We start from the raw sequence: 23549 nt of genomic DNA, 5'->3' as shown, positions 1-23549 counted from the left end.
AGATCAAAAGCTTTGCCCACTACTTGTGGGGAGAGTCCATATACGCATTGTTAGGTGCGACTCCCCGGAACCCAATAGAGTGCTTGCGAAAGAGCATCATGCTCGGTTTCTTCGAGGGTTGTAGCTAACTCCCGAAGCCTATTTGCAATGGCTGTGTTGCCAAATGTCCGTACGCAAGGCTCTATGAATTGACGATTATTGCTCGGATTTCGCTCCATAAGGCCGGCGATGAGCATTGGTTCGAGAAGTGTTCGGGGCATAGGAGAGGATAGAGTCAGTACTTTAGCTACGAACCACTTCTTATCTTTATCCCTGAGCGCAGATATAAACCACCAAAGGGCATCTGGTCTGTCTTTTGGTAAAGACGATGCAGCCTCGCCTATGAGTGTGCGTATACGCTCATGAGCCTCTGCCGTGAGGGGGCGGCTTGTGAGTAAGCGGTACTCACTTGCCTGTTGTTCCCAGTCAGCCATTTGAGCACCTAACTATAAGTAGGCGACATGCCTACATCTGGAAATACTTCCACATCTGGAAATATGTCTCCAGATGTGGGCACTGAGTGTCCATATCTGACCATCATTTTTCGATGATCCGATCTTTCAATCCGAGTTTGATGGCGTCGCCGTAGCGGATGCGCCAGACCTTTTTCTCCAGGTCCCATTTACCGCCCGCCCTTATGAGCAGACGCCGCAAGTCCTCCTCGTCGTAGTGGATGCGCAGGGCAACGAGCTGGCGGTTCTGATACAGGCGTTGGGCGGTGAGGTTCAGTCCCTGAGTGGGGGCAGGTTTTGTTTCGATGATCAGTTCAACCGTGGTGTAGCTGAGCTGCTTTTCGCGATCGAGGCGGTAGCGTACGGCTAGGAGTTGCTTGCCGTAGAGTTCCACCAGGCGTTTGGTGCCGTTGCGGCCGGGCTTGAGGGTTTTGACAACTTCCATATCGTCACCTGAGCAAGGAGGGCAGATTGCCCGATCAGCAGTCTGCCCCAATGCTGGCACGTTGCTCAAGATGGTGCCGGTTGCTGCGGCATTAGCCGCTGATTGAGTTTGTCAGTCCTGCAGTTGCGGCAAGTCGCGGTACAGCTCCAATGCCTGCGGGTTGGCCAGGGCGTCGGTGTTCTTCACCGGTTTGCCGTGCACCACGTTGCGTACCGCCAATTCGACTATCTTGCCGCTGATGGTGCGCGGGATGTCGGCCACGGCGATGATCTTGGCCGGCACGTGGCGCGGGGTGGTGTTGGCGCGAATCACCTGGCGGATCTGCGCCTGCAGCTCGTCGGTCAGCGTCACGCCATCGCGCAGGCGGACGAACAGCACCACGCGCACGTCGCCATCCCAGTCCTGGCCGATGGCGATGGATTCCAGCACCTGCTCGACCTTTTCCACCTGGCGGTAGATCTCGGCGGTGCCGATGCGCACGCCGCCGGGGTTGAGCACGGCATCCGAGCGGCCGTGGATGACCAGGCCGCCGTGCTCGGTGATTTCCGCGTAGTCGCCGTGGGCCCAGATGCCGGGGAAAGTGGCGAAGTAGGCGGCCTGGAACTTCTCGCCCTGCGGGTCGTTCCAGAAGCAGATCGGCATACTGGGGAAGTGGCGGGCGCAGACCAGCTCGCCTTTCTCGCCGCTCACCGGTGTGCCGGCGTCGTTCCACACCTGTACGTCCATGCCCAGGCCCTTGCACTGCAGCTCGCCGCGCCACACCGGCAGCACCGGGTTGCCGAGGGCGAAGCAGGAGACGATATCGGTGCCGCCGGAGATGGAGGACAGGCAGACATCGCGTTTGATGTCGCGGTAGACGTACTCGAAGCCTTCGTGGGCCAGCGGCGAACCGGTGGAGAGGATGGCCTTCAGGCGGCTCAGCTTATGCGTCTGGCCGGGTTTGGCGCCGGCCTTTTCCAGGGCGGCGAGGTACTTGGCACTGGTGCCGAAGATGCTGATGTCTTCGGCATCGATCAGGTCGATCAGGCGCTCGGCACCGGGATGGAAGGGCGAGCCGTCGAACAGCACCAGGGTGGCGCCCAGGGCTAGGCCCGAGACCAGCCAGTTCCACATCATCCAGCCGCAGGTGGTGTAGTAGAACAGGCTGTCGTCGGCAGTGAGGTCGGTGTGCAGGCCGAGTTCCTTGACATGTTGCAGCAGGGTGCCGCCGACGCCGTGGACGATGCACTTGGGCACGCCGGTGGTGCCGCTGGAGTAGAGGATGTACAGCGGCTGCTCGAAGGGTACTGGGGTGAACACGGGTTCGCCGCCGGCCTGGTAGAAGTCGCCCCATAGTGCCACCTGGGCCGAGGTCTTGAAGTCGCCGGCCTTGGCGTTGGGGTTGGAGTAGGGCACCACCACCAGTTGTTGCAGGGTGGGCAGGCGTTCGAGGATTTCGTTGAGCTTGCCGGTCAGGTCGAGGTTCTTGCCGGCGTAGCGGTAGCCGGCGGCGGCGATCAGCACCTTGGGTTCGATCTGGCCGAAGCGGTCGATCACGCCCTGGGTGCCGAAGTCCGGCGAGCAGCTCGACCAGGTGGCGCCGAGGCTGGCGCTGGCGAGCATGCCGACCACGGTCTGCCAGGTGTTGGGCATAAAGGCGGCCACGCGGTCGCCGACACCGACGCCTGCCGCTTGCAGGCTTTGCTGCAGGCCGGCGACATGGGCGGCCAGTTCGGCATAGCTCAGTTGTTCGCGGCTGCCGTCTTCGCCGATGGCGACCAGGGCCGGGTGGGCGTCGCGGCGGCGCAGCAGGTGCTCGGCGAAGTTCAAGGTGGCGCCGGGGAACCAGTGGGCGCTGGGCATGGCGCTGCCTTCGCGCAGCACGCATTCGGGCTGCTGGCTGAAACGGATCTCGAAGAAGTCGACGATGGCCTGCCAGAAGGCTTCGCGATCAGCCACGCTCCAGGCGTGCAGGGCCGGGTAGTCGACCAGTTGCAGGGCATGGCGCTGGTTGATGGTGCGGCGGAAGGCATCCATGCGCGTGGCGGCGATGCGGTCGGCGGAAGGGGCCCAGAGCGGTTGGTGCATCTCGATTCCTCGATTGTTCTTGTCGTTCGCGCCAGCCCGGAGGCGGCGGATGCGACAGCCTAAAGGCGCGCCAGGCTGTCGGTAATGCTTTGCCGGCGGGTTTGCCGGTCGCCCGGCGCAGCGCCTGTGGCGTTGCTGCACCGCCGCTTGCGCGGCCGCTGGCAGCAGGCGCTGGGCGCTTTACATGCTGTCAGGAAAAGCTGACAGCCCGGCCACTCAGCGCTGCGCCAGGGTGGCGCGCGCCACCCGCGAGCCATTGGCGCGGCCGAGTACATCGCAGATGCGCTGGCCAGCGGCGATCAGTTGGTCCATGTCGATGCCGGTGTCGATGCCCAGGCCGTTGAGCAGGTAGAGCACATCCTCGGTGGCGACGTTGCCGGTGGCGCCCTTGGCGTAGGGGCAGCCGCCGAGGCCGGCGACCGAGCTGTCGAACACGCTGATGCCTTCCAGCAGGCTGGCGTAGACATTGGCCAGGGCCTGGCCGTAGGTGTCGTGGAAGTGCCCGCCGAGCTTGTCGCGCGGGATCTTGCCGGCGCAGACCTCGAACAGGCGGCGGGTGGCGCCGGCGGTGCCGGTGCCGATGGTGTCGCCGAGGGACACTTCATAGCAGCCCATGGCGAACAGCTCGGCGGCGACATGGGCGACCTGCTGTGGCGCCACCTCGCCCTCGTAGGGGCAACCGAGCACGCAGGAGACATAGCCGCGCACGCGGATGCCGTGCTGTTTGGCGGCGTCCATGACCGGCACGAAGCGCTGCAGGCTGTCGCTGATCGAGCAGTTGATGTTCTTCTGCGAGAAGGCCTCGCTGGCCGCGGCGAATACCGCGACTTCCTTGACCCCGGCGGCCACGGCGGCCTCGAAGCCCTGCATGTTCGGTGTCAGCGCGCCATAGACCACGTCGGCCTTGCGCTGGATCTGCGCGAAGACCTCGGCGCTGCCGGCCATCTGCGGCACCCACTTGGGCGAGACGAAGCTGCCGACTTCGATATAGCCGAGGCCGGCGGCGCTCAGCTCATCGACCAGGCGCACCTTGTCGGCCACGCTGATCGGCTGTTTCTCGTTCTGCAAACCGTCGCGCGGGCCTACTTCGACCAGGCGTACATGTTGAGGGAGGTTCATGACTGCTGCTCCGTAGGGTGCGCCGTGCGCACCGTGGTGTTCAGTGGTGCGCACGGCGCACCCTACGCAAGGGCATAGGCTACGCCGCGAGGAGCGGTTTACTCCAGTTCCACCAGCGTCGCACCTTCGCCGACCATATCGCCTTCGCCGCAATACAGCGCCTTGACCGTGCCGGCCTGCGGCGCGCGGATGCTGTGTTCCATCTTCATCGCCTCCAGCACCACTAGGGCGTTGCCGGCCTCGACGTGCTGGCCGACTTCGACCAGCACGCGGACGATGCTGCCGTTCATGGGGGCGGTCAGGCCGCCGTGGTGGCTGTGGCTGGCTTCGGCGGCGGCAATCGGGTCGAAACGGCTGACTGGATGCAGCTCGCCGTTCCACTCCAGATACAGGCTGTCGCCCTGGCGGATGGCCTGCAGGCGGCGCTGCAGCTCGCCCTCCTGGTACACCAGAGTCTGCCCCTGAAGCTGCGCGTTGGCGCAGGGGCGTGCCTTGCGCTCGTGCTCGCCGCTGCACAGGTGCAGCTCGATTTCCGCCGGCACGCCGGCGCGCCAGCCGTTGCGAGCGTCCCACGGCGAATGATAGTCGTCGTGGCGCGGGCACAGCGGCTCGCTCTGCACCCAGGCGGCGGCAGCCAGTTGCCAGAAGCGCTCGGGCAGCTCGCCGGCGGCCGGCAGCAACTCGTCCTGGTGCCGGCCGATAAAGCCGGTGTCCAGCTCGGCGCCGGCAAAGGCCGGGTGGGCCAGCACGCGCCGGAGGAAGGCCAGGTTGGTCTTGAAGCCGCCGACCGCGGTTTCCGCCAGCATGGCCAGCAGGCGCAGGCGGGCCTGCTCGCGGTCCTCGCCCCAGGCGATCAGCTTGGCCAGCATGGGGTCGTAGAACGGCGACACCCTGTCGCCCTCGGCCACGCCGCTGTCGACCCGGCGATCTGGGCCTGCGGCCGGCTCGCGGTACAGGGCCAGGTCGCCGGAAGCGGGGAGGAAATCGTGCTCGGTGTCCTCGGCGTACAGGCGCACTTCGATGGCATGGCCAATCAGCGGCACCTGCTCCTGGCTGATCGGCAGCGCTTCGCCACGGGCCACGCGGATCTGCCAGGCCACCAGGTCGAGGCCGGTGATGGCCTCGGTGACCGGGTGCTCGACCTGCAGGCGGGTATTCATCTCCATAAAGAAGAACTGGCCGCGGGCGTCCAGCAGGAATTCCACTGTGCCGGCTCCGACATAGCCGATGGCCTGGGCGGCCTTGACCGCCGCCTCGCCCATGGCGCGGCGCAGCTCGGGCGTCAGGCCCGGGGCGGGGGCTTCCTCGACCACTTTCTGGTGGCGGCGCTGGATCGAGCAGTCGCGCTCGTTGAGGTACAGGCAGTTGCCGTGGCTGTCGGCGAACACCTGGATCTCCACGTGGCGCGGCTGCAGCACGTATTTTTCCACCAGCATGCGCGAGTCGCCGAAGGCCGACTGGGCCTCGCGCTGCGCCGACTGCAGGGCCTCGGCCAGCTCGGCTTCGCGCTCGACCACCTTCATGCCCTTGCCGCCGCCGCCAGCAGCGGCCTTGAGCAGCACCGGGTAGCCGATGGTGTCGGCGGCGCCGCGGAAGGTCGCCAGGTCCTGGGCTTCGCCGTGGTAGCCCGGCACCAGCGGCACGCCGGCGCCCTCCATCAGCGCCTTGGCCGCCGACTTGCTGCCCATGGCGTCGATGGCGGCGGCGGGCGGGCCGAGGAACACCAGCCCGGCCGCCTCGATGGCGCGGGCGAAACCGGCGTTCTCGGAGAGGAAGCCGTAGCCCGGGTGGATGGCCTGGGCGCCGCTGGCCTTGGCCGCGGCGATGATCTTGTCGATGAGCAGGTAGCTGTCGGCCGGCTTGGCGCCGCCCAGGTCGACCGCCATGTCGGCCTCACGCACGTGGCGGGCGCCTGCGTCGATGGCGCTGTGCACTGCCACGGTCTTCAGGCCCAGGGCCTTGGCGGTGCGCATCACCCGGCAGGCGATTTCGCCGCGGTTGGCCACCAGCAGGGTGTCGATGTGTCTGTGGTTCATGCTTGGGGCTCCTGCCAGGCCGGGGTGCGTTTCTCCAGAAAGGCATTCAGACCTTCCTGACCTTCGGCGCTGACGCGGATGCGCGCGATGGCGTTCTCGGTGTAAGTACGCAGGGCCGGGCTGAGCACGCCGCTGGCGACTTCGCGCAGCAGCTCCTTGCTCGCTTGCATGGCCTGCGGGCTGTTCAGTAGCAGGTTGCTGATCCAGCTTTGCACCTGGGCGTCCAGCTCGGCGGCCGGGAAGCACTCGGCGAGCAGGCCCAGTTCACGGGCGAGGTTGCCGTCGAAGCGTTCGGCGGTGAGCGCATAGCGGCGGGCCGCGCGCGGGCCTATGGCCTGGACGACGAAGGGGCTGATCACCGCCGGAGCCAGGCCGATGCGCACTTCGGACAGGGAGAACAGCGCGTCATCGGTGCCGATGGCCATGTCGCAGCAGCTGACCAGGCCCACCGCACCGCCGAAGGCCGCGCCCTGGACCACGGCCAGGGTCGGGATCTTCAGTGCGTTGAGGTTGTACATCAGCTCGGCCAGCTCGTGGGCATCGGCCAGATTGGCGTCGTAGTCGAGCTTTGCCGAGGCCTGCATCCAGGCCAGGTCGGCGCCCGCGCTGAAGTGCCGGCCGCGTCCGCGCAGCAGCAGGAAACGCAGGCTCTGGTCGGCGCCCACCGCATCGATGGCGATGATCAGCTCGCGGATCATCGCGGCGTTGAAGGCGTTGTTCTTCTCCGGGCGGTTCAGCCACAGGGTGGCGAAGCCGCGCGGGTCTTTTATGAGTTCTACGGTCTGGAAACTATTCATTTTCAGGAACCTGTCTGGTGTAGGAGCCAGCTTGCTGGCGATGCTTCTACGCGGTGTGGATCGCCAGCAAGCTGGCTCCTACAAAAAATGCTCACATGCGGAACACGCCGAAGGTGGTCGGCTCGATCGGCGCATTGAGTGCGGCGGACAGGGCCAGGCCGAGCACGTCGCGGGTCTGCGCCGGGTCGATGACGCCGTCGTCCCACAGCCGGGCGCTGGAGTAGTAGGGGTGGCCCTGCTGTTCGTACTGGGCGAGGATCGGCTGCTTGATGCGTGCCTCCTCCTCGGCGCTGAACGGCTGGCCGCCACGCTCGCTCTGTTCGCGCTTGACCTGCACCAGCACGCCGGCGGCCTGCTCGGCACCCATCACGCCGATCCGCGCGTTGGGCCACATCCACAGAAAACGCGGCTCAAAGGCGCGGCCGCACATGCCGTAGTTACCGGCGCCGAAGCTGCCGCCGATGATCACGGTGAACTTCGGCACCTTGGCGCAGGCCACGGCGGTGACCAGTTTGGCGCCGTGCTTGGCGATGCCGCCTTCTTCGTACTTCTTGCCGACCATGAAACCGGTGATGTTCTGCAAAAACAGCAGCGGGATGCCGCGCTGGCAGGCCAGCTCGATGAAGTGCGCGCCTTTCTGCGCGGCCTCGGCAAACAGGATGCCGTTATTCGCCAGGATGGCGATGGGATAGCCATGCAGGTGGGCGAAGCCGCACACCAGGGTGGTGCCGAACAGCGCCTTGAATTCATCGAACTCGCTGCCGTCGACGATGCGCCCGATCACCTCGCGCACGTCGAAGGGCTGCTTGGAATCAAACGGGATCACCCCGTACAGCTCCTCGGCCGCGTGCAGCGGCTGGATCGGCGCGCGGCTGTTGAGCTGACCTTGCTTGCGCCAGTTGAGGTTGGCGATGCTGCGCCGGGCGATGGCCAGGGCGTGTTCGTCGTCCTCGGCGTAATGGTCGGCCACGCCGCTGGTCTTGCAGTGCACATCGGCGCCGCCGAGGTCCTCGGCGCTCACCACTTCGCCGGTGGCGGCCTTCACCAGCGGCGGGCCGGCGAGGAAGATGGTGGCCTGGTTGCGCACCATGATGGTCTCGTCGCTCATCGCCGGCACATAGGCGCCGCCGGCGGTGCAGGAGCCCATCACGACTGCAATTTGGGGAATCCCCAGCGCGCTCATATTGGCCTGGTTGAAGAAGATCCGCCCGAAGTGCTCGCGGTCGGGGAACACCTCGTCCTGGCGCGGCAGGTTGGCGCCGCCGGAGTCGACCAGATAGATGCACGGCAGGCGGTTCTGCTGGGCGATGGTCTGGGCGCGCAGGTGCTTCTTCACGGTCAGCGGGTAGTAGCTGCCGCCTTTCACCGTGGCGTCGTTGGCCACGATCATGCACTCGACGCCCTCGACCCGGCCGATGCCGGCGACCACGCCGGCGGCCGGTACGTCTTCGCCGTACACCGCGTGGGCGGCCAACTGGCCGATTTCGAGGAAGGGCGAGCCGATGTCCAGCAGGCGGTTGATCCGCTCGCGCGGCAACAGCTTGCCGCGCGAGGTGTGGCGTTGCTGGGCCTTGGTGCCGCCGCCTTCGTGGACCTGGGCGAGCAGGGTGCGCAGGGCGTCGACCTGGGCGAGCATGGCCGCGCTGTTGGCGGCGAATTCCGCCGAGCGGGGGTTGATCTGGGTATGCAGGATGGCCATCTGGCGCGCTCCGTCGACGGCGGCCGGGCCGGTTGCCCGTGCCGCCCGGTGATCACTTGGTCTCGTTGAACAGCTCGCGGCCGATCAGCATGCGGCGGATCTCACTGGTGCCGGCGCCGATCTCGTAGAGCTTGGCGTCGCGCAGCAGGCGGCCGGCCGGGTACTCGTTGGTGTAGCCGTTGCCGCCGAGCAGCTGGATGCAGTCCAGGGCCATCCTGGTGGCCATCTCGGCGGTGTAGAGAATCACCGCAGCGGCGTCCTTGCGCGATTCCTCGCCGCGGTCGCAGGCCTTGGCTACGGTGTACAGGTAGGACTTGGAGGCGTTCATGCCGGCGTACATATCAGCCAGCTTGCCCTGCACCAGCTGGAACTCGCCGATCGACTGCTTGAACTGCTGGCGCTCGTGCACGTAGGGCAGGACCACGTCCATGCAGGCGCTCATGATCCCGGTGGGGCCGCCGGAGAGTACGGTGCGTTCGTAGTCCAGGCCGCTCATCAATACGGCCACGCCGCGGCCTTCGCCGCCGAGGATATTTTCTTCCGGCACTTCCACGTCCTCGAACACCAGCTCGCAGGTGTTGGAGCCGCGCATGCCCAGCTTGTCCAGCTTCTGGTGGCGGGAGAAGCCCTTGAGGTCGCGTTCGACGATGAACGCAGTCATTCCGCGCGAACCGGCGTTGATGTCGGTCTTGGCGTAGATCACGTAGGTGTGGGCGTCCGGGCCGTTGGTGATCCACATCTTGTTGCCGTTGAGCACGTAGCGGTCGCCGCGCTTCTCGGCGCGCAGCTTCATCGACACCACGTCGGAGCCGGCGTTGGGCTCGCTCATGGCCAGGGCGCCGATGTGCTCGCCGGAGCACAGCTTGGGCAGGTACTTGGCCTTCTGCGCGTGGCTGCCGTTCTTGTGGATCTGGTTGAGGCACAGGTTGGAGTGGGCGCCGTAGGACAGGCCGACCGAGGCGCTGGCGCGGCTGATCTCTTCCATGGCCACCACGTGGGCCAGGTAGCCCATGTTGGTACCGCCGTACTCTTCCGCGACGGTCATGCCGAGCAGGCCCATGTCGCCGAACTTGCGCCACATGTCCATGGGGAACTCGTTGTCGCGGTCGATCTGCGCCGCGCGCGGCGCCAGCTCGGCCTGGGCGAACTGGTGCACCGCGTCGCGCAGCATGTCGATGGTCTCGCCGAGGCCGAAGTTAAGGGTCGGGTAGCTCATGGTTCCACCTGTAATTGTTAGATTAGGTTCAGGAAGTAACACTTTGATTCTTGATGGTTTCTGCCATGGCCAGATGGCAGCGCTCCTCGGCGGTATCCAGCTCCAGCTGCATCTGCTGGATATCCAGTAGCTGCTGGGCCAGTTGCTCGCGGCGGGCGGTGATCTTGGCCATGAAGGTTTCCAGCTGCTTGCGGTTGCCGCCGGCCGGGTCGTACAGCTCGATCAGTTCCTTGCACTCGGCCAGGGAGAAGCCGATGCGCTTGCCGCGCAGGATCAGCTTGAGGGTGACCTTGTCCTTGGCACTGTAGACGCGTTCCTGGCCACGCCGCTCGGGGGCGAGCATGCCTTGCTCCTCGTAGAAGCGGATGGCGCGGGTGGTGATGTCCAGCTCGCGGGCCAGGTCGGAAATGCTGTAGCTGATGGTCATGGTGATGGCTGCTTGGCGTGCTTTCCGTTAACGTAAACGTGATTTACGTTAACGTCAATCTGCGCCGTTATTGCCCCGACGCCGCTGCTGGCAGGAAGCGGGTGGCGAAGGGCTTGGGGGCTGATATCATCCGGCCACCATCACCTGAAAGGAAACCTGGATGAAGCTCGTATCTTTTGGCCGTAGTGTGTCGGTATGCGCTTTGCTGATCGGCAGCGCGTTGCTTTCGGCCTGCGGCAGCGGAGTGCCCGGTTGCAGTGACAGCGAGACGACGGACCTGGTGGTCGAGATTGCCGATCGCGAGTTCACCAACCAGATGGGCGCCGAACTGGCCAAGGTGCTGACGTGGGAAGTGGTGGCGATCCGCACCACCGACGAAAACGAAAAGACCGGGGCCTTCGACTGTGCCGCCAATCTGCAGGTGACCGGCCCGGCCGGCACCAAGGAAGCGCCGATCACCTACACCGTGGAAAAAACCGACGACGGCAACTTCTACGTCAACGTGTTCGGTCTGTAAGTCCCGCCGCAGTATCCGGAATGCGCCGAATCACTCGGCGCATTTCCCGCCACCTCCGCTATCTATCAGCGACTTGGCTGATAGTCGTGCAGCTGCCATTGCGGCCTAGGCCGCGCCATTCTTCTCCTGCGCGGTGATCTGCTGGGCGATCTCGATGATCTGCTCGCGCATCCAGCGGTTGGCCGGGTCCTGGTCGGTGCTTTCGTGCCAGTACAGGTGGGTTTCCAGGGACGGCACATCGTTGACCGGCAGTTGCACGTAGTGCAGGCCGTGGCGGCGGGCGAAGCGCTCGGGCACGGTCATCGCCATGTCGGTGTTCTGCAGCACGGTGGAGGCCATCATGTAGTGCTGTGAGCGCAGGGCCACCTTGCGCTGCAGGCCCATCTTGCCCAGCGACAGGTCGACATAGCCGAGGCCGCTGCGCCGGCTGGATATCTGGATATGGGTCAGCGACAGGTATTCGTCCAGGCTGAGCTTGTCCTTGGCCAGCGGGTGGCCCTGGCGCAGGGCGCAGACGTAGCGGTCTTCCATCAGCTTGACGTGGCGCACCTGCGGGTCGGTGTTGAGCGGCGCGTCGACGGCGAAGTCGAGGCGGCCGGCGGCCAGCTCCTTGGTGGTTTCCCGGCGCTTGGACAGGAAGCTCTCGATCTGCACGTTCGGCGCCAGGCGGCGCAGGCGCTGGAACAGCGGCGGCAGGATCACCGCCTCGGTGAGGTCGGTCATGCTGATGCGGTAGGTCTTGTTGGCCTGCTGCGGGGTGAAGGTGCGGCTTTCCTGCACCGACACGCGCAGCTGCTGCAGGGCGTTGCGTACCGGGCCGATGATGTTCTGCGCCATGGGCGTGGGCACCATGCCCTGGGCGGTGCGCACGAACAGCGGGTCATTGAAGGTTTCGCGCAGGCGGGCGAGGGCGTTGGACACCGCCGGCTGGGTGATGCCGACGATCTGTCCGGCGCGGGTCAGGTTGGCTTCGGTGTAGATGGCGTCGAAGACGATAAACAGGTTGAGGTCGACCTTGTTCAGATTCATTGCAGGCTCTCGTCATGCCGATCCAGGGCGCCGGATCATATATCGGTGATGAATGTTTATAAGCCACGAAAATAGGTTAGATAAATCCAGGACCCTGTTCTAGCATCATTTGCAGATTGAAACCACACCCTTGCCCCGTACCGTCAAAAGGTAGCTGCCCATGGATTTCGCCTACTCCCCCAAAGTCCAGGAACTGCGTGAACGCGTTACCGCGTTCATGGAAGCCCATGTCTATCCGGCCGAAGCCGTGTTCGAACAGCAGGTCAGCCAGGGCGATCGCTGGCAGCCCACCGCGATCATGGAAGAGCTGAAAACCAAGGCCCGCGCCGCCGGCCTGTGGAACCTGTTCCTGCCGGACTCCGAGCTGGGTGCCGGCCTGACCAACACCGAATACGCGCCGCTGGCCGAGATCATGGGCCGCTCGCTGATCGGCCCGGAGCCGTTCAACTGCGCCGCGCCGGACACCGGCAACATGGAAGTGCTGGTGCGCTACGGCAGCGAGGCGCAGAAGGAGCAGTGGCTCAAGCCGCTGCTGGACGGCAGCATCCGCTCCGCCTTCGCCATGACCGAACCGGGCGTGGCCTCCAGCGACGCCACCAACATGGAAGCCAATGCCCGTCGCGACGGTGACGAGTGGGTGATCAACGGCCGCAAGTGGTGGACCTCCGGCGCCTGCGACCCGCGCTGCAAGGTGATGATCTTCATGGGCCTGACCAATCCGGACGCGCCGCGCCACCAGCAGCACTCGATGATCCTGGTGCCGATGGATGCGCCGGGGGTGACCATGCTGCGCCCGCTGCCGGTATTCGGCTACGACGACGCCCCGCACGGCCACGCCGAAGTGCTGTTCGACAACGTGCGGGTGCCCTACGAAAACGTGATCTATGGCGAGGGCCGCGGCTTCGAGATCGCCCAGGGTCGTCTCGGCCCAGGCCGCATCCACCACTGCATGCGCTCCATCGGCATGGCCGAGCGCGCCCTGGAACTGATGTGCAAGCGCGCCGTCAGCCGTACCGCCTTCGGCAAGCCGCTGGCGCGCCTGGGCGGCAATATCGACCACATCGCCGACTCGCGCATGGAAATCAACATGGCGCGCCTGCTGACCCTCAATGCGGCGTACATGATGGACACCGTGGGCAACAAGGTCGCCGCCAGTGAAATCGCCCAGATCAAGGTGGTGGCGCCGAACGTCGCGCTCAAGGTGATCGACCGCGCCATCCAGATCCACGGCGGTGCCGGCGTCTCCAACGACTTCCCGCTGGCCTACTGGTACGCCATGCAGCGCACCCTGCGCCTGGCCGACGGCCCGGACGAAGTGCACCGCATGGCCATCGGCAAGTTCGAGATCGGCAAGTACGTGCCGCGCGAGGCGATGAAAGCCGGCCGCTGATCGCCACTGGTTCCTGAGCGCAAACACCAAGGCCCGCAACTGCGGGCCTTGGTGTTTCTGCTGTCGGCGCAATGGCGAATGCCACCTGCGTAATCCCGAGTGATGGCTATAGTGGTAGAGCAGTAGCAGAGTCATTACAGGATGTAGGGGGCGTATGTTGATGCAACAGCGCACTGCAGTCATGGGTGCTTTGTGCCAAGCGGTGAACACGCATTTGGCACCCTGCCTGGAGGCCTTGATCGATGCCTCTATTCGAGCGTTGAAAGAACAGCGTCTGGCGGCACGCAGCAACTTCGAGGCCCAGGGCTGCGAGGATTTTCTGCGCCTGTGCGCTGCGCTGCGCGAGCGCGCCATCCTGGAAACCGTCGAAGCCATCCTGGCCCTGCTGCCCGCCGGCATCACGCCCCAGGGCGTGGCGCCGACCAACGAAAGCGAGTGGCAACTGGTCGATGATGCCGAAGTGGAGGAAATGCTCGAGGCGCGTCGCCTGGTGCGCCAGCTGCGCGAGTCCCTGGGCGTCATGGAGTGGCGCAACTGCGCCCGGCTGAACACGCTGACCGGAGCGGCGGCCAGGGACCGCGAGAGCCCGCTGTCGCTGGAATTCATGGTGCGCGAGCTGCAGGCACAGCTGCATTTGCGCGAGCAGTTGCCCGCCGTGCGCGAGCTGTTCTACGCAGTGGCGGCGAAGGAACTGGGGCACGTGCTGCACGCCTACCTCAAGCAACTGGACACGGTTTTCAGCGAATTCCAGATCGAGCCGTGGATCGATCCGGCCGTGCACCCGGCCGAGGAGCGCCGGCGCGCGCGCGCGCCCAGCAAGGCGCCGGATGCGCCCTACCAGGCCATTCAGCAGTTGCGCGCAGTGGGCGCCGGTGCCGCCGAATCGCCGGCGGCCAACGCCGCGGCGGCGGTGCCGGCGCTGGATGGCGCCTCGCTGCAACAGGCGATGGCCCAGGTCAAGGGCCTCAGCCCACCGCCGCAAGGCTGGTCGGCCGAGGACTTTCTGCACCAGCTGGGCGCCGCCGGGGCCGTGCTGTCCCCGCGCCAGCGCGACGACGTCGGGGTGGTGGCCGAGTTGTTCCAACACATCGAGCAGGAGCAGGGCATCGCCGCGGATATCAAGCCGGCGCTGCGCCGCCTGATGGCGCCCGTGGCCCAGGCGGCCATGCTCGAACCCGCCGCCTTTGCCGATGCCACCCATCCGGTGCGGGCGACCCTGGACAAGCTGATCCGTCTCTGCGAGTTCTCCGACCCGCCCAATCACGCCCTGGAGCAGCGCGTACAGCAGCTGATCGAGGGCATCGTCCAGGATTACCAGGGCGACAGCACGGTGTTCAACCGCAGCCACGAGGAGCTTGAACAGTTGCTGGCCGTGCAGCAGCGCGCCTACCACAACAACGCCGAGCGTGTGCGCCAGTACAACCGTGGCCGCGACGCCTTGCAGCAGGCGCGGGAGCAGGTGGGCCGCGAGCTGGCAGGGCTGTTCGGCGAGCAGGCGCCCCAGGTGCTGCTCGACTGGCTGGAGGCGGGCTGGCGCGACCTGCTGGTGCATGAGCTGATCCGCCATGGCCAGGACGGCAGCGAATGGCAGGATGACCTGGCGCTGATCCGTCAGCTCAATGACCGCCTGCGCGCGCCTGCCGGGAGCGGCGAAGCGGCCCCGCTGCTGGAGCAGCTGCGCCAGCGCATGGAGAGCTTCCAGCCGGGCCAGTACCGGCATACGCCAGTGCTCAAACAGCTGCAGCGGCAACTGGCGGGCGAGCAGGCGGTCGAGCTGGTTGGCCAGGCCGAGCCGGCGCCCGAAGCACCGCTGCACAGCCCGGACCCGGCCTTGCAGCGCTGGCGCGAGCGGCTGCAGCAGCTCGGCGAAGGCGACTGGCTGGTGACCCAGCGTGGGCAGCACCTGCAGCTGGTCTGGGCCAATGCCGCCAGCGATCACTATGTGCTGGTCGACCGGCAAGGGCGCGAAGCCGGCAGCTTCACCGCCCACGAGCTGACCAAGCAGCTGGCCGCCGGCTGGATCGGCAGTTCCGCGCCCGATGGCCAGGGGTTGATCCAGGATCATCTGGAGAACATCGTCGGCAAGCTGTACCGCGATATCGCCTATGCCCGCAGCCACGATGAGCTGACCGGCCTGTTCAATCGGCGCAGCTTCGAGGCGACGGCGGCGAAGGCCTTGGCCAGCAATGAGCCCTGCGCCTTCATCTACGGTCATATCGACCAGTTCAGCGTGCTCAATTCCAGCTTCGGCCCCATGGCCGGCGACACCTACCTTAAACAGGCAGCCAGCCTGCTGGCCGAGCAGCTGCCCGCGGCGGCAACCCTGGCCCGCGTCGGCGGGGTGGATTTCGCCGTGGTCGTGCCGCAGGCCGACCTGCTGCGCGCCAGGCAGCTGGCCGAGCAGCTGCGCGCCAGCATCGAGGCCAACCCGCTGGAGTGGCAGGGCCATTCGCACGGGGTGACCATGAGCCTGGGCATCGTGCTGACCAGCGAATGCCACGATGTCATCAACCTGTTCCGTGACCTGCAGATCGCCTGCAATACCGCCAAGGAGTTCGGCCGCAACCGCACGCACATCTACACCGACGAGATCGATGGCGCCCGCACGGGGCTGATGGCCATCGCCGGCCGGGTAGACGACATAGTCGAGCGCGGCGAACTCAGCCTGCGCGTGCAGCAGATCGCCCCGGCCGCCGTCAGCGATACGCAACTGCCGCATTATGAAGTGCTGCTGGTGATGGAGAACGAACTCAAGCTGCTGGACTTCATCAGCGCCGCCGAGCGCTACAACCGCATGACCAAGGTCGATCGCTGGGTACTCAAGCGCGTATTCACCGAGCTGGCGCAGCATCCGGGGATCTGGGAGCGCTGCAGCGGGGTATCGGTCAACCTGTCCGGCAGCAGCCTGAATGACGACAAGATGCTCGAGTTCATCGAGGCCCTGTTCGAGGACTACTCGGTGCCGGCGCACAAGATCTGCTTCGAGCTGACCGAAACCGCCGCCGTGGCCAACCTGACCAAGACCGCCGACCTGGTGCGCTACCTGCAGCGCTTCGGCTGCACCTTCTCCATCGACGATTTCGGCACGGGTTTCTCCTCCTACGAGTACCTCAAGCGCCTGCCGGTGGATTACGTGAAGATCGACGGCAGTTTCGTCAAGGAGATCGAGCGCTCGCCCAGCGATCTGGCCATGGTCAAGTCGATCAACGAGATCGCCCATGTGCTGGGGCGCAAGACCATTGCCGAGTATGTCGAGACCCAGAGCATCCGCGAACGCCTGGTGGCGCTGGGCATCGACTATGTGCAGGGCTACGGCGTGCAGATGCCGCTGCCGCTGGACGCCTTCCTCGCCGGTTGCTAGCTGGCCCGAGCGGCCCGCTGGCTAGCGCGAGCCGCCATCCTGGCCGTCGCCGGCGGCGAGCTGGCTCAGCCAGCGCAGGCGCTGGTGCAGCTGGGCGGCGAAGGTACGCGCCGCCAATTCCTCGTGGAAGGTCAGAGCGCGGCGCCCGACCTGTACCCGCCACAGCCGGCGGCCCTGGTGTTCCAGGGTTTCGATGCGTACATCCGCCATCAGCGTTTAGTCTCCTGATCCTCTGGTCGGTCGCGGGTTTTCAGCAAAGACAGCAGCACGCCGCCCGCCAGCAGGCCAAAGGTTACGCCAAGGGAGAGCAGGGCGGGAATCTTGCCGATCAGGCCATGCAGGAAAATCTTCCCGCCGATGAAGATCAGCACCAGGGCCAGGGCGTATTTCAGGTAGATAAAACGGTGCATCAGCGCCGCCAGGGCGAAATACAGCGAACGCAGGCCGAGGATGGCGAAGATGTTCGAGGTATAGACGATGAACGGGTCCTGGGTGATGGCGAATACCGCCGGCACGCTGTCCACGGCGAACACCAGGTCGGCCAGCTCGATCAGCAGCAGGGCGAGAAACAGCGGCGTGGCGTAGAGCAGGTGATGGCTGGCACCCTCCGGCCGCTTGCGCACGAAGAAGTGGCCCTCGTGCAGTTCCTCGGTCACCCGCACATGCCGGCGCAGGAAGCGCAGCAAGGGGTTCTGCGCCAGATCCGGGTGATGTTCCTGATGGGCGAACAGCATCTTTATTCCGGTGAACAGCAGGAAGGCGCCGAACAGGTAGAGCACCCAGTCGAACTGCTGCACCAGCGCGGTGCCCAGGCCGATCATCAGCGCCCGCAGCACCACCACGCCGAGGATGCCCCAGAACAGCACCCGGTGCTGGTAACGCCGCGGCACGCCGAAGAAGCCGAAGATCATCGCCATGACGAACACGTTGTCCATCGACAGCGACTGCTCGACCAGCAAGCCGGTGTAGAACTCCAGCGCACTCTGCGCACCCAGCTGGTGCCAGACCCACACGCCGAACAGCAGGCCGACGCTGAAGTAGCCGCTGTACAGCAGCAGGCTCTCGCGCATCTCGATCTCATGCTCGTTGCGGTGCAGCACGCCGAGGTCGAGGACCAGCAGGCTGAAGACGATGACGAAGAAGCTCAGCCACAGCCAGGTGGCGGTGCCCAGTAGCGGGGTGCCAAGAAAAGCCAGCAGGTCGTTCATGGGGCCCTCCCGTCGCTGCCTGCAAGACAGTGACTCCGACATCACGGTGAAGACTCACCGCCAGAGGGGCCCGGCGTCACTCTCTAAAGGCTAGCAGGCGGTTGAAAAACGTAGGCGAGGCAGCCAGCGCAAGGCAAAAAAACGCTGCGATGGCAACGCAGGTAGCTTTTCAACCGCCTGCAAGGGCGCAAGCGGGCCCGCGGCAAATGCCCGGGCGTTACAGTTTCTTACCAGAACCGATCGGGGTGAGCCTCAGTACACCCACACCTCGACCCGACGGTTCTTGATCCGCCCTTCGTCGGCGGAGTTGGCCGCGACCGGCAGTTGCTCGCCGAGGCCGATGATGTCGCGCACGATCACGCCGCCACGGGCCAGGCCGCGGCGGACTTCCATGGCGCGCAGCTTGGACAGCAGGGCGGCACGCGCCGGGTCGTTCTTCGGGTCGCCGAAACCGACCAGCGCCACCTTGTGCTGCAGCTTGTCCTGGCCCTTGAGGAAATCCAGCACACGCTGGATATCGCGTTGCGCCTTGTTGTCGAGGGTGGCGCTGTTCTCCTGGAAACGGAAGTTCACCGACAGGCGCTGCGCCTGCTCGGCCAGGTTGCGGTAAGCCTCCGGCATGGCCGGGCTGCCCTGGACCTTGACCGCCTGCACCGTCTGCGCGATGAACCCGCTGTGCTCGACTATCGCCTGGCCGCGCGGGCTGTGGGCGAACTCGATCAGCGCCTTGGCCCAGGGGTTGCCGGCCTGTGGGGCGGCATAGAGGAACAGGCGGCGCGACAGCGGGTAGTCCTCGGTGGCGATCAGCGTGGCGCTGGGCAGCATGGGTTGCGACTCCCCGGCGGCGATGGCCACCGCCTTGCTCTGGCGAATATAGGGCAGGCCGATGAAACCGATGCCGCTGGGGTCCTGGCTGACGCCGTCGGACAGCTGGTTGCTTGACTCGAAGCGCTTGGCGCCGGCGGCCAGGGTCTTGCCGTTGGCCGCCAGGACCAGCTCCTTGAAGGTGTCGAAGGTGCCGGACTTGTCGTCGCGGGCATACAGGGTGATGGCGCCGCCGCGGCCACCGAGCTGCTCCCAGGTCTTGATTTCGCCGGCGAAGATGGCGGCGAGCTGGGCGGTGCTCAGGGCGTCCAGCGGGTTGCTCGGGTGCAGGATGATGGCCAGGCCGTCGATGGCGATCACCTGTTCGGCCGCCAGGCTGCGCATGTCGCCCAGCCTGGTCAGGCTGGCCGCTTCGGCGTCCTTGATCGGCCGCGAAGAGGCGGCCAGGTCGGCGCTGCCGTCCTGCAGGGCGACGAAGCCGGTGCCGGAACCATGGGCGGCAACCGTGATGCCGATCTGCCGGCCGCTGCCGTCGATGGCCAGCACCTGCTGCTCGTTTTCCACCGCCGAGGGCTCGAGGCGGATCTCGCGCAGCCCCTGTTCCTCGAACAGGCCCTGCACCAGGGCCGGACCGAGCTTGGCGCCGATGGTGTTGGAACCCTGGATGCGCAGCACGGTGCTGGCATTTTCCGGCGTGGCGGCGAACACCGACCAGGGCAGGGCGTAGCAGATGAAACCGAGTAGCAGCCAGGCGTAGGCATGGCTCCAGGATTGCCGATCACTAACGGACAGGGCGCGCGACATGCAGCAGGGACCTTCTTCGAGGGAGGGAAAGTGCCGCGCAGAATAAGACGGTTAGATTGCAGTCCGGTTACAGCAGGCTCTCTAGATCAGGCATTTCAGCCAGCCTGCCGGGGAGCCCAGCGGCCGCTGGGGGACAAACAAGCTATGCCCTACGTATGTGCTGTATGGCCTGGCGAGCGTGGATTGCCCGGTATTTCGCGGCGCGCATGGGTAGGTTGGCGTTGAGCGCAGCGAAGCCCAACAGCCGTGGCAGGATCGTTGGGCTTCGTCGCGCTGCTCCTCAACCCAACCTACGAGTATTGATACATCGCCCAAAACAAGGCCACCCGCAGGTGGCCTTGGTTCACTCCAGTTCCAGCCAGATCGGCGCATGGTCCGAGGGTTTTTCCATGCCGCGCAGTTCGTAGTCGATGCCGGCATCCTTGAAGCGCGCCTGCAGCGCCTGGGTGGCGAGGATCACGTCGATGCGCAGGCCGCGCTTGGGCTCGTCCTCGAAACCGCGGCTGCGGTAGTCGAACCAGCTGAAGCGGTCGTTCACCGCCGGGTTGAGCTGGCGGAAGCTGTCGACCAGGCCCCAGCCCTTGAGGGTGGCCAGCCACTCGCGTTCTTCCGGCAGGAAGCTGCACTTGCCGGTCTTCAGCCAGCGCAGACGGTTCGGCTCGCCGATGCCGATGTCGATGTCTTCCGGGGAGATATTGATGTCACCCATCACCACCAGTGCCTGCTCGGGCTTGAACGAGTCGTTCAGCAGGCGCTGCAGGTCGGCGTAGAAACGCTGCTTGGCCGGGAACTTGGTGGCGTGGTCGCGGCTTTCGCCCTGGGGGAAGTAGCCGTTCATCACCGTCACCGGATTGCCCTGGGCATCGGCGAAGGTGCCGTAGATGAAGCGCCGCTGGGCGTCTTCGGCGTCACCGGGAAAGCCCTTGTGCAGCTCCAGCGGCTCCTGGCGCGAGAGCAGGGCGACGCCGTAGTGGCCCTTCTGCCCGTGGTAGTGCACGTGGTAGCCGAGCTGGCGGATCTCCGCCTCGGGGAACTGCTCGTCGGCGACCTTGGTTTCCTGCAGGCCGATCACATCCGGCTGGTGCTTCTCGATCAGGGCCTGCAGCTGGTGGGGGCGGGCGCGCAGGCCGTTGATATTGAAGGAAACGATCTTCATGGGCAGCTACCGGCAAAATTAAAACGCGATGCTAGCCCAGTCATCGGGTGACGGCCAGCGTCTGGCGGGGCGGTAGAGGCGGTGCTACCTTGGCTTGCGACCCGCAAAATCTATAACAAATGAGGTCAGCCCGATGCCCCATCGCACCGCCGAAGTCCGCATGCTCGACCATGGCTACAGCCGCGAGGCCCGTTCGCTGCTGTACCACGCCTACCGTCACGACCCGACCTTTGCCTACCTGTTCGAGTGCGAGCGCCCCGGCTTCGACCAGCGCGTGCGCGCCACCGTGCGCGAGCTGGTCCAGCAGCATTTCAACGAGGAGCTGCCGGCCATCGGCCTGCTGATCGAGGAACGCCTGGTCGGCATCGCCCTGATCGCCCCGCCGGTACGCCGCCTGGACATCACCGAGAGCTGGGGCTGGCGCCTGCGCATGCTGCTGACCACCGGTTTTCGCTGCACCAGGCGCTACCTGGAATACCACGATGCGGTGCTCGCCTGCCTGCCGCCCGGGCCCTACCACGTGCTGCCGCTGCTCGGCGTGCACCCGGAATTCCAGGGCCAGAGCCTTGGCGAGCAGCTGCTCACGGCGTTGCACAACTGGTGCGCCGAGGATGCCGGCTCCCAGGGCGTGGTGCTGGATACCGGCAACCCGCACTACCTGGAGTTCTACAAGCGCCAGGGCTATCAGGAGATCGGCGAAGTGGCGGTCGGGCCGATCCGCGAGCACGTGTTCTTCCATCCCAACCCCCATCCGGCGCCGCAACGGGCTACGGCCTGAGCAGGCCGGCCGCACACAAGTCTCCTGGTTCGTGCAAGAATCCGCGGCGGCGTTGCGAGCGTCTGCCGCGGGCCTTGTAGCATGTCGTACAGCTGTTTCTAGCCACTTCGTCTCGATGCCAACCATCGTCTGACGACGGCTGATCGCGGATCGCCGCCTTACCGGCAGGTGCATCCAGTCCAGGCGCGTTACCCGCGTGCCTTACAAGAAAAAGGAGCGTGACCGATGGAGACCCTCAACTCGCTAGTCAATCAGATCAACGGCCTGGTCTGGGGCCCGCCGATGCTGGTGCTGATTCTCGGCACCGGCCTGATCCTGATGCTGATGCTCAAATTCATGCCCCTGCTGCGTATCGGTAGCGGCTTTGCCCTGATGTGGCAGGGACGCAAGAAGGGCGACGCCAGCAGCGGCGAAATCAGCCCGTTCCAGGCACTGATGACCTGCCTGGCAGCCACCGTCGGTACCGGCAACATCGCCGGCGTGGCCACCGCGATCTTCCTCGGCGGCCCCGGCGCGCTGTTCTGGATGTGGTGTACGGCGCTGGTGGGCATGGCCACCAAGTACTGCGAAGTGGTGCTGGCCGTGCATTACCGCGAAATGGATGACCGCGGCGAACACGTCGGCGGGCCGATGTATGCGATCAAGAACGGCCTGGGCAAGAAGTGGGCCTGGCTCGGCGGCGCGTTTGCCGTGTTCGGCGGCTTCGCCGGCTTCGGCATCGGCAACATGGTCCAGGTCAACAGCATGGCCGACGCCCTGCATGGTTCGTTCGGCATCCCAGACTGGATCACCGGCGTGGTGACCATGGCCATCGTCGGCCTGGTGATCCTCGGTGGCATCCAGCGTATCGGCAAGGTCGCCGCCACCCTGGTGCCGGTCATGTGCGTGGCCTACATCATCGCCGCTGTCGTGGTGCTGGTGGTCAATGCCGAGGCCATTCCCGGCGCCTTCGCCCTGATTTTCGAGTCGGCCTTCAACCCGGTTGCCGCCACCGGCGGCTTTGCCGGCGCGGCGGTGATGGCGGCGATCCGCTTCGGCGTGGCCCGCGGCATCTTCTCCAACGAAGCGGGCCTGGGCACCGCCGGTATCGCCCAGGCCGCCGGCACCACCGACAGCCCGGTGCGTTCGGGCATGATCGGCATGATCGGTACCTTTATCGACACCATCATCATCTGCAGCATGACCGGCCTGGCGATCATCTGCTCCGGCGTCTGGAGCAGTGGCGCCAGTGGCGCGGTGCTCTCCGGGGCGGCCTTCGAGTCGGCCATGCCCGGTGTCGGGGGCTATATTCTGACCATTGCCCTGGCAGTGTTCGCCTTCACCACTATTCTGGGCTGGAGCTACTACGGCGAAAAATGCTGGGAGTATCTGGTGGGTACCCGGGCGATCCTGCCGTTTCGCATCGTCTGGGTGCTGGCGGTGCCGTTCGGCGCCATTGCCCATCTGGATTTCGCCTGGCTGCTGGCCGACACCCTCAACGGTCTGATGGCCCTGCCCAACCTGATGGCATTGCTGCTGCTCAGCCCGGTGGTGGTCAAGCTGACCCGCGAGTACTTCGCCCAGAAATGATGCTTTACCCGCCGGGCAGTTTTTGGCCCGGTTTCCCAACTGCAACGATAAGGACACTGAAATGGCTCAAGTAACCCTCAAGGGCAATCCGATCCAGGTCGACGGTCAGCTGCCGCAAGCCGGCCAGCAGGCGCCGGCGTTCAGCCTGGTAGGCAAGGACCTCTCCGATGTGACCCTGGCCAGCCTGGCCGGCAAGCGCAAGGTGCTGAACATCTTCCCCAGCGTCGACACCCCGACCTGCGCCACCTCGGTGCGCAAGTTCAACGCCGAGGCGAGCAAGCTGGCCAACACCCTGGTGCTGTGCATCTCCGCCGACCTGCCGTTCGCCCAGTCGCGTTTCTGCGGCAGCGAAGGCCTGGACAACGTGATCAACCTGTCGACCATGCGCGGTGCCGAGTTCCTCAAGAACTACGGCGTGGCCATCGGCAACGGCCCGCTGGTCGGCGTCGCCGCCCGCGCCGTGGTGGTGCTGGATGAGAACGACAAGGTGCTGCACAGCGAGCTGGTTGGCGAAATCGCCGATGAGCCCGATTACGCCGCCGCCATCGCTGCTCTGAAATAAGCCTTTGCAATACCTTGAAACGGCCTGCCTTGCAGGCCGTTTTCTTTTGCGCC

General features: G+C 65.6%; 19 protein-coding genes. 6 read left to right on the top strand and 13 right to left on the bottom strand.

Annotated elements, in window-relative coordinates:
* Nucleotides 1-576: 576 nt before the first annotated feature.
* From F3I16_RS20590 to F3I16_RS20555, 8 genes are all read right to left on the bottom strand, one after another.
* Nucleotides 577-936 (bottom strand): hypothetical protein, encoded by a 360-nt coding sequence (locus tag F3I16_RS20590; protein WP_160495394.1) that lies wholly within the window; start codon nt 934-936, stop codon nt 577-579.
* Between the two features lie 111 nt (nt 937-1047).
* Nucleotides 1048-3003: an acetoacetate--CoA ligase gene (locus F3I16_RS20585; protein ID WP_160495393.1), complete on the bottom strand. Its 1956-nt coding sequence runs from the start codon at nt 3001-3003 to the stop codon at nt 1048-1050.
* 216 nt (nt 3004-3219) lie between these two features.
* A complete protein-coding gene (locus F3I16_RS20580; RefSeq protein ID WP_160495392.1) occupies nt 3220-4122 on the bottom strand; it encodes a hydroxymethylglutaryl-CoA lyase in 903 nt (300 codons plus the stop codon).
* A 98-nt stretch (nt 4123-4220) separates the two neighbouring features.
* Nucleotides 4221-6158 carry an acetyl/propionyl/methylcrotonyl-CoA carboxylase subunit alpha gene (locus tag F3I16_RS20575; RefSeq protein WP_160495391.1) on the bottom strand — a complete coding sequence of 646 codons (1938 nt, stop codon included), beginning with the start codon at nt 6156-6158 and terminating at the stop codon, nt 4221-4223.
* On the bottom strand, nt 6155-6955 hold the full coding sequence (locus F3I16_RS20570; protein WP_160495390.1) for a gamma-carboxygeranoyl-CoA hydratase: 801 nt from the start codon (nt 6953-6955) through the stop codon (nt 6155-6157). Before F3I16_RS20570 ends, F3I16_RS20575 begins: the two co-directional genes overlap by 4 nt.
* A gap of 91 nt (nt 6956-7046) precedes the next feature.
* Nucleotides 7047-8654, bottom strand: coding sequence for a carboxyl transferase domain-containing protein (locus F3I16_RS20565; protein ID WP_160495389.1), 1608 nt, complete (start codon nt 8652-8654; stop codon nt 7047-7049).
* 52 nt (nt 8655-8706) lie between these two features.
* Complete coding sequence (locus F3I16_RS20560) at nt 8707-9870, bottom strand: isovaleryl-CoA dehydrogenase (RefSeq protein ID WP_160495388.1); 1164 nt, start codon at nt 9868-9870, stop codon at nt 8707-8709.
* A 28-nt stretch (nt 9871-9898) separates the two neighbouring features.
* On the bottom strand, nt 9899-10297 hold the full coding sequence (locus F3I16_RS20555; RefSeq protein WP_160495387.1) for a MerR family DNA-binding transcriptional regulator: 399 nt from the start codon (nt 10295-10297) through the stop codon (nt 9899-9901).
* Nucleotides 10298-10457: 160 nt separating this feature from the next.
* Between F3I16_RS20555 and F3I16_RS20550 the strand changes: the two genes are divergently transcribed.
* Nucleotides 10458-10814 carry a hypothetical protein gene (locus F3I16_RS20550; protein WP_160495386.1) on the top strand — a complete coding sequence of 119 codons (357 nt, stop codon included), beginning with the start codon at nt 10458-10460 and terminating at the stop codon, nt 10812-10814.
* 105 nt (nt 10815-10919) lie between these two features.
* Here F3I16_RS20550 and F3I16_RS20545 read toward each other — a convergent pair whose 3' ends face one another.
* Nucleotides 10920-11843, bottom strand: coding sequence for a LysR family transcriptional regulator (locus F3I16_RS20545; protein WP_160495385.1), 924 nt, complete (start codon nt 11841-11843; stop codon nt 10920-10922).
* A 160-nt stretch (nt 11844-12003) separates the two neighbouring features.
* Here F3I16_RS20545 and F3I16_RS20540 point away from each other — a divergent pair, with 160 nt between their 5' ends.
* Complete coding sequence (locus tag F3I16_RS20540; RefSeq protein WP_160495384.1) at nt 12004-13233, top strand: acyl-CoA dehydrogenase; 1230 nt, start codon at nt 12004-12006, stop codon at nt 13231-13233.
* Nucleotides 13234-13387: 154 nt separating this feature from the next.
* Nucleotides 13388-16594 (top strand): DUF1631 family protein, encoded by a 3207-nt coding sequence (locus F3I16_RS20535; RefSeq protein ID WP_306110105.1) that lies wholly within the window; start codon nt 13388-13390, stop codon nt 16592-16594.
* A 21-nt stretch (nt 16595-16615) separates the two neighbouring features.
* Here F3I16_RS20535 and F3I16_RS20530 read toward each other — a convergent pair whose 3' ends face one another.
* The 4 genes from F3I16_RS20530 to xthA form a co-directional block, all read right to left on the bottom strand.
* The gene (locus F3I16_RS20530) at nt 16616-16804 is read right to left on the bottom strand and encodes a hypothetical protein (RefSeq protein ID WP_160495382.1); all 189 of its coding nucleotides are present in this window, start codon (nt 16802-16804) and stop codon (nt 16616-16618) included.
* Nucleotides 16804-17802 (bottom strand): TerC family protein, encoded by a 999-nt coding sequence (locus F3I16_RS20525; protein WP_160495381.1) that lies wholly within the window; start codon nt 17800-17802, stop codon nt 16804-16806. The genes F3I16_RS20530 and F3I16_RS20525 overlap by 1 nt, the downstream gene beginning before the upstream one ends.
* Nucleotides 17803-18054: 252 nt before the next feature.
* Entirely contained in the window at nt 18055-19431 is a 1377-nt protein-coding gene (locus F3I16_RS20520; RefSeq protein ID WP_160495380.1) for a substrate-binding domain-containing protein, read from the bottom strand.
* A 343-nt stretch (nt 19432-19774) separates the two neighbouring features.
* Entirely contained in the window at nt 19775-20587 is an 813-nt protein-coding gene (xthA, locus tag F3I16_RS20515; protein ID WP_160495379.1) for an exodeoxyribonuclease III, read from the bottom strand.
* Nucleotides 20588-20720: 133 nt separating this feature from the next.
* Between xthA and F3I16_RS20510 the strand changes: the two genes are divergently transcribed.
* The 3 genes from F3I16_RS20510 to tpx all read left to right on the top strand — a co-directional run bounded on the left by F3I16_RS20510 (nt 20721) and on the right by tpx (nt 23496).
* Nucleotides 20721-21365 (top strand): GNAT family N-acetyltransferase, encoded by a 645-nt coding sequence (locus F3I16_RS20510; RefSeq protein ID WP_160495378.1) that lies wholly within the window; start codon nt 20721-20723, stop codon nt 21363-21365.
* Nucleotides 21366-21590: 225 nt separating this feature from the next.
* Nucleotides 21591-22934, top strand: a complete 1344-nt coding sequence (locus F3I16_RS20505) for a sodium:alanine symporter family protein (RefSeq protein ID WP_160495377.1) — start codon at nt 21591-21593, stop codon at nt 22932-22934.
* A gap of 61 nt (nt 22935-22995) precedes the next feature.
* The gene (gene tpx / locus F3I16_RS20500; RefSeq protein WP_160495376.1) at nt 22996-23496 is read left to right on the top strand and encodes a thiol peroxidase; all 501 of its coding nucleotides are present in this window, start codon (nt 22996-22998) and stop codon (nt 23494-23496) included.
* The last annotated feature ends 53 nt before the right edge of the window (nt 23497-23549 follow it).

The sequence above is a fragment of the Pseudomonas sp. L-22-4S-12 genome (assembly GCF_009799935.1).
In the GTDB taxonomy this organism is placed as follows: domain Bacteria; phylum Pseudomonadota; class Gammaproteobacteria; order Pseudomonadales; family Pseudomonadaceae; genus Aquipseudomonas.
The sequence above is the reverse complement of the archived record's forward strand: the minus strand, read 5'-3'. Positions and strand labels throughout refer to the sequence as shown.

What these genes read in the sequence shown, in the direction of transcription:
- F3I16_RS20590 (WP_160495394.1), bottom strand. Translation starts at nt 936, where the DNA reads ATGGAAGTTGTCAAAACCCTCAAGCCCGGCCGCAACGGCACCAAACGC.
- F3I16_RS20585 (WP_160495393.1), bottom strand. Translation starts at nt 3,003, where the DNA reads ATGCACCAACCGCTCTGGGCCCCTTCCGCCGACCGCATCGCCGCCACG.
- F3I16_RS20580 (WP_160495392.1), bottom strand. Translation starts at nt 4,122, where the DNA reads ATGAACCTCCCTCAACATGTACGCCTGGTCGAAGTAGGCCCGCGCGAC.
- F3I16_RS20575 (WP_160495391.1), bottom strand. Translation starts at nt 6,158, where the DNA reads ATGAACCACAGACACATCGACACCCTGCTGGTGGCCAACCGCGGCGAA.
- F3I16_RS20570 (WP_160495390.1), bottom strand. Translation starts at nt 6,955, where the DNA reads ATGAATAGTTTCCAGACCGTAGAACTCATAAAAGACCCGCGCGGCTTC.
- F3I16_RS20565 (WP_160495389.1), bottom strand. Translation starts at nt 8,654, where the DNA reads ATGGCCATCCTGCATACCCAGATCAACCCCCGCTCGGCGGAATTCGCC.
- F3I16_RS20560 (WP_160495388.1), bottom strand. Translation starts at nt 9,870, where the DNA reads ATGAGCTACCCGACCCTTAACTTCGGCCTCGGCGAGACCATCGACATG.
- F3I16_RS20555 (WP_160495387.1), bottom strand. Translation starts at nt 10,297, where the DNA reads ATGACCATCAGCTACAGCATTTCCGACCTGGCCCGCGAGCTGGACATC.
- F3I16_RS20550 (WP_160495386.1), top strand. Translation starts at nt 10,458, where the DNA reads ATGAAGCTCGTATCTTTTGGCCGTAGTGTGTCGGTATGCGCTTTGCTG.
- F3I16_RS20545 (WP_160495385.1), bottom strand. Translation starts at nt 11,843, where the DNA reads ATGAATCTGAACAAGGTCGACCTCAACCTGTTTATCGTCTTCGACGCC.
- F3I16_RS20540 (WP_160495384.1), top strand. Translation starts at nt 12,004, where the DNA reads ATGGATTTCGCCTACTCCCCCAAAGTCCAGGAACTGCGTGAACGCGTT.
- F3I16_RS20535 (WP_306110105.1), top strand. Translation starts at nt 13,388, where the DNA reads ATGTTGATGCAACAGCGCACTGCAGTCATGGGTGCTTTGTGCCAAGCG.
- F3I16_RS20530 (WP_160495382.1), bottom strand. Translation starts at nt 16,804, where the DNA reads ATGGCGGATGTACGCATCGAAACCCTGGAACACCAGGGCCGCCGGCTG.
- F3I16_RS20525 (WP_160495381.1), bottom strand. Translation starts at nt 17,802, where the DNA reads ATGAACGACCTGCTGGCTTTTCTTGGCACCCCGCTACTGGGCACCGCC.
- F3I16_RS20520 (WP_160495380.1), bottom strand. Translation starts at nt 19,431, where the DNA reads ATGTCGCGCGCCCTGTCCGTTAGTGATCGGCAATCCTGGAGCCATGCC.
- xthA (WP_160495379.1), bottom strand. Translation starts at nt 20,587, where the DNA reads ATGAAGATCGTTTCCTTCAATATCAACGGCCTGCGCGCCCGCCCCCAC.
- F3I16_RS20510 (WP_160495378.1), top strand. Translation starts at nt 20,721, where the DNA reads ATGCCCCATCGCACCGCCGAAGTCCGCATGCTCGACCATGGCTACAGC.
- F3I16_RS20505 (WP_160495377.1), top strand. Translation starts at nt 21,591, where the DNA reads ATGGAGACCCTCAACTCGCTAGTCAATCAGATCAACGGCCTGGTCTGG.
- tpx (WP_160495376.1), top strand. Translation starts at nt 22,996, where the DNA reads ATGGCTCAAGTAACCCTCAAGGGCAATCCGATCCAGGTCGACGGTCAG.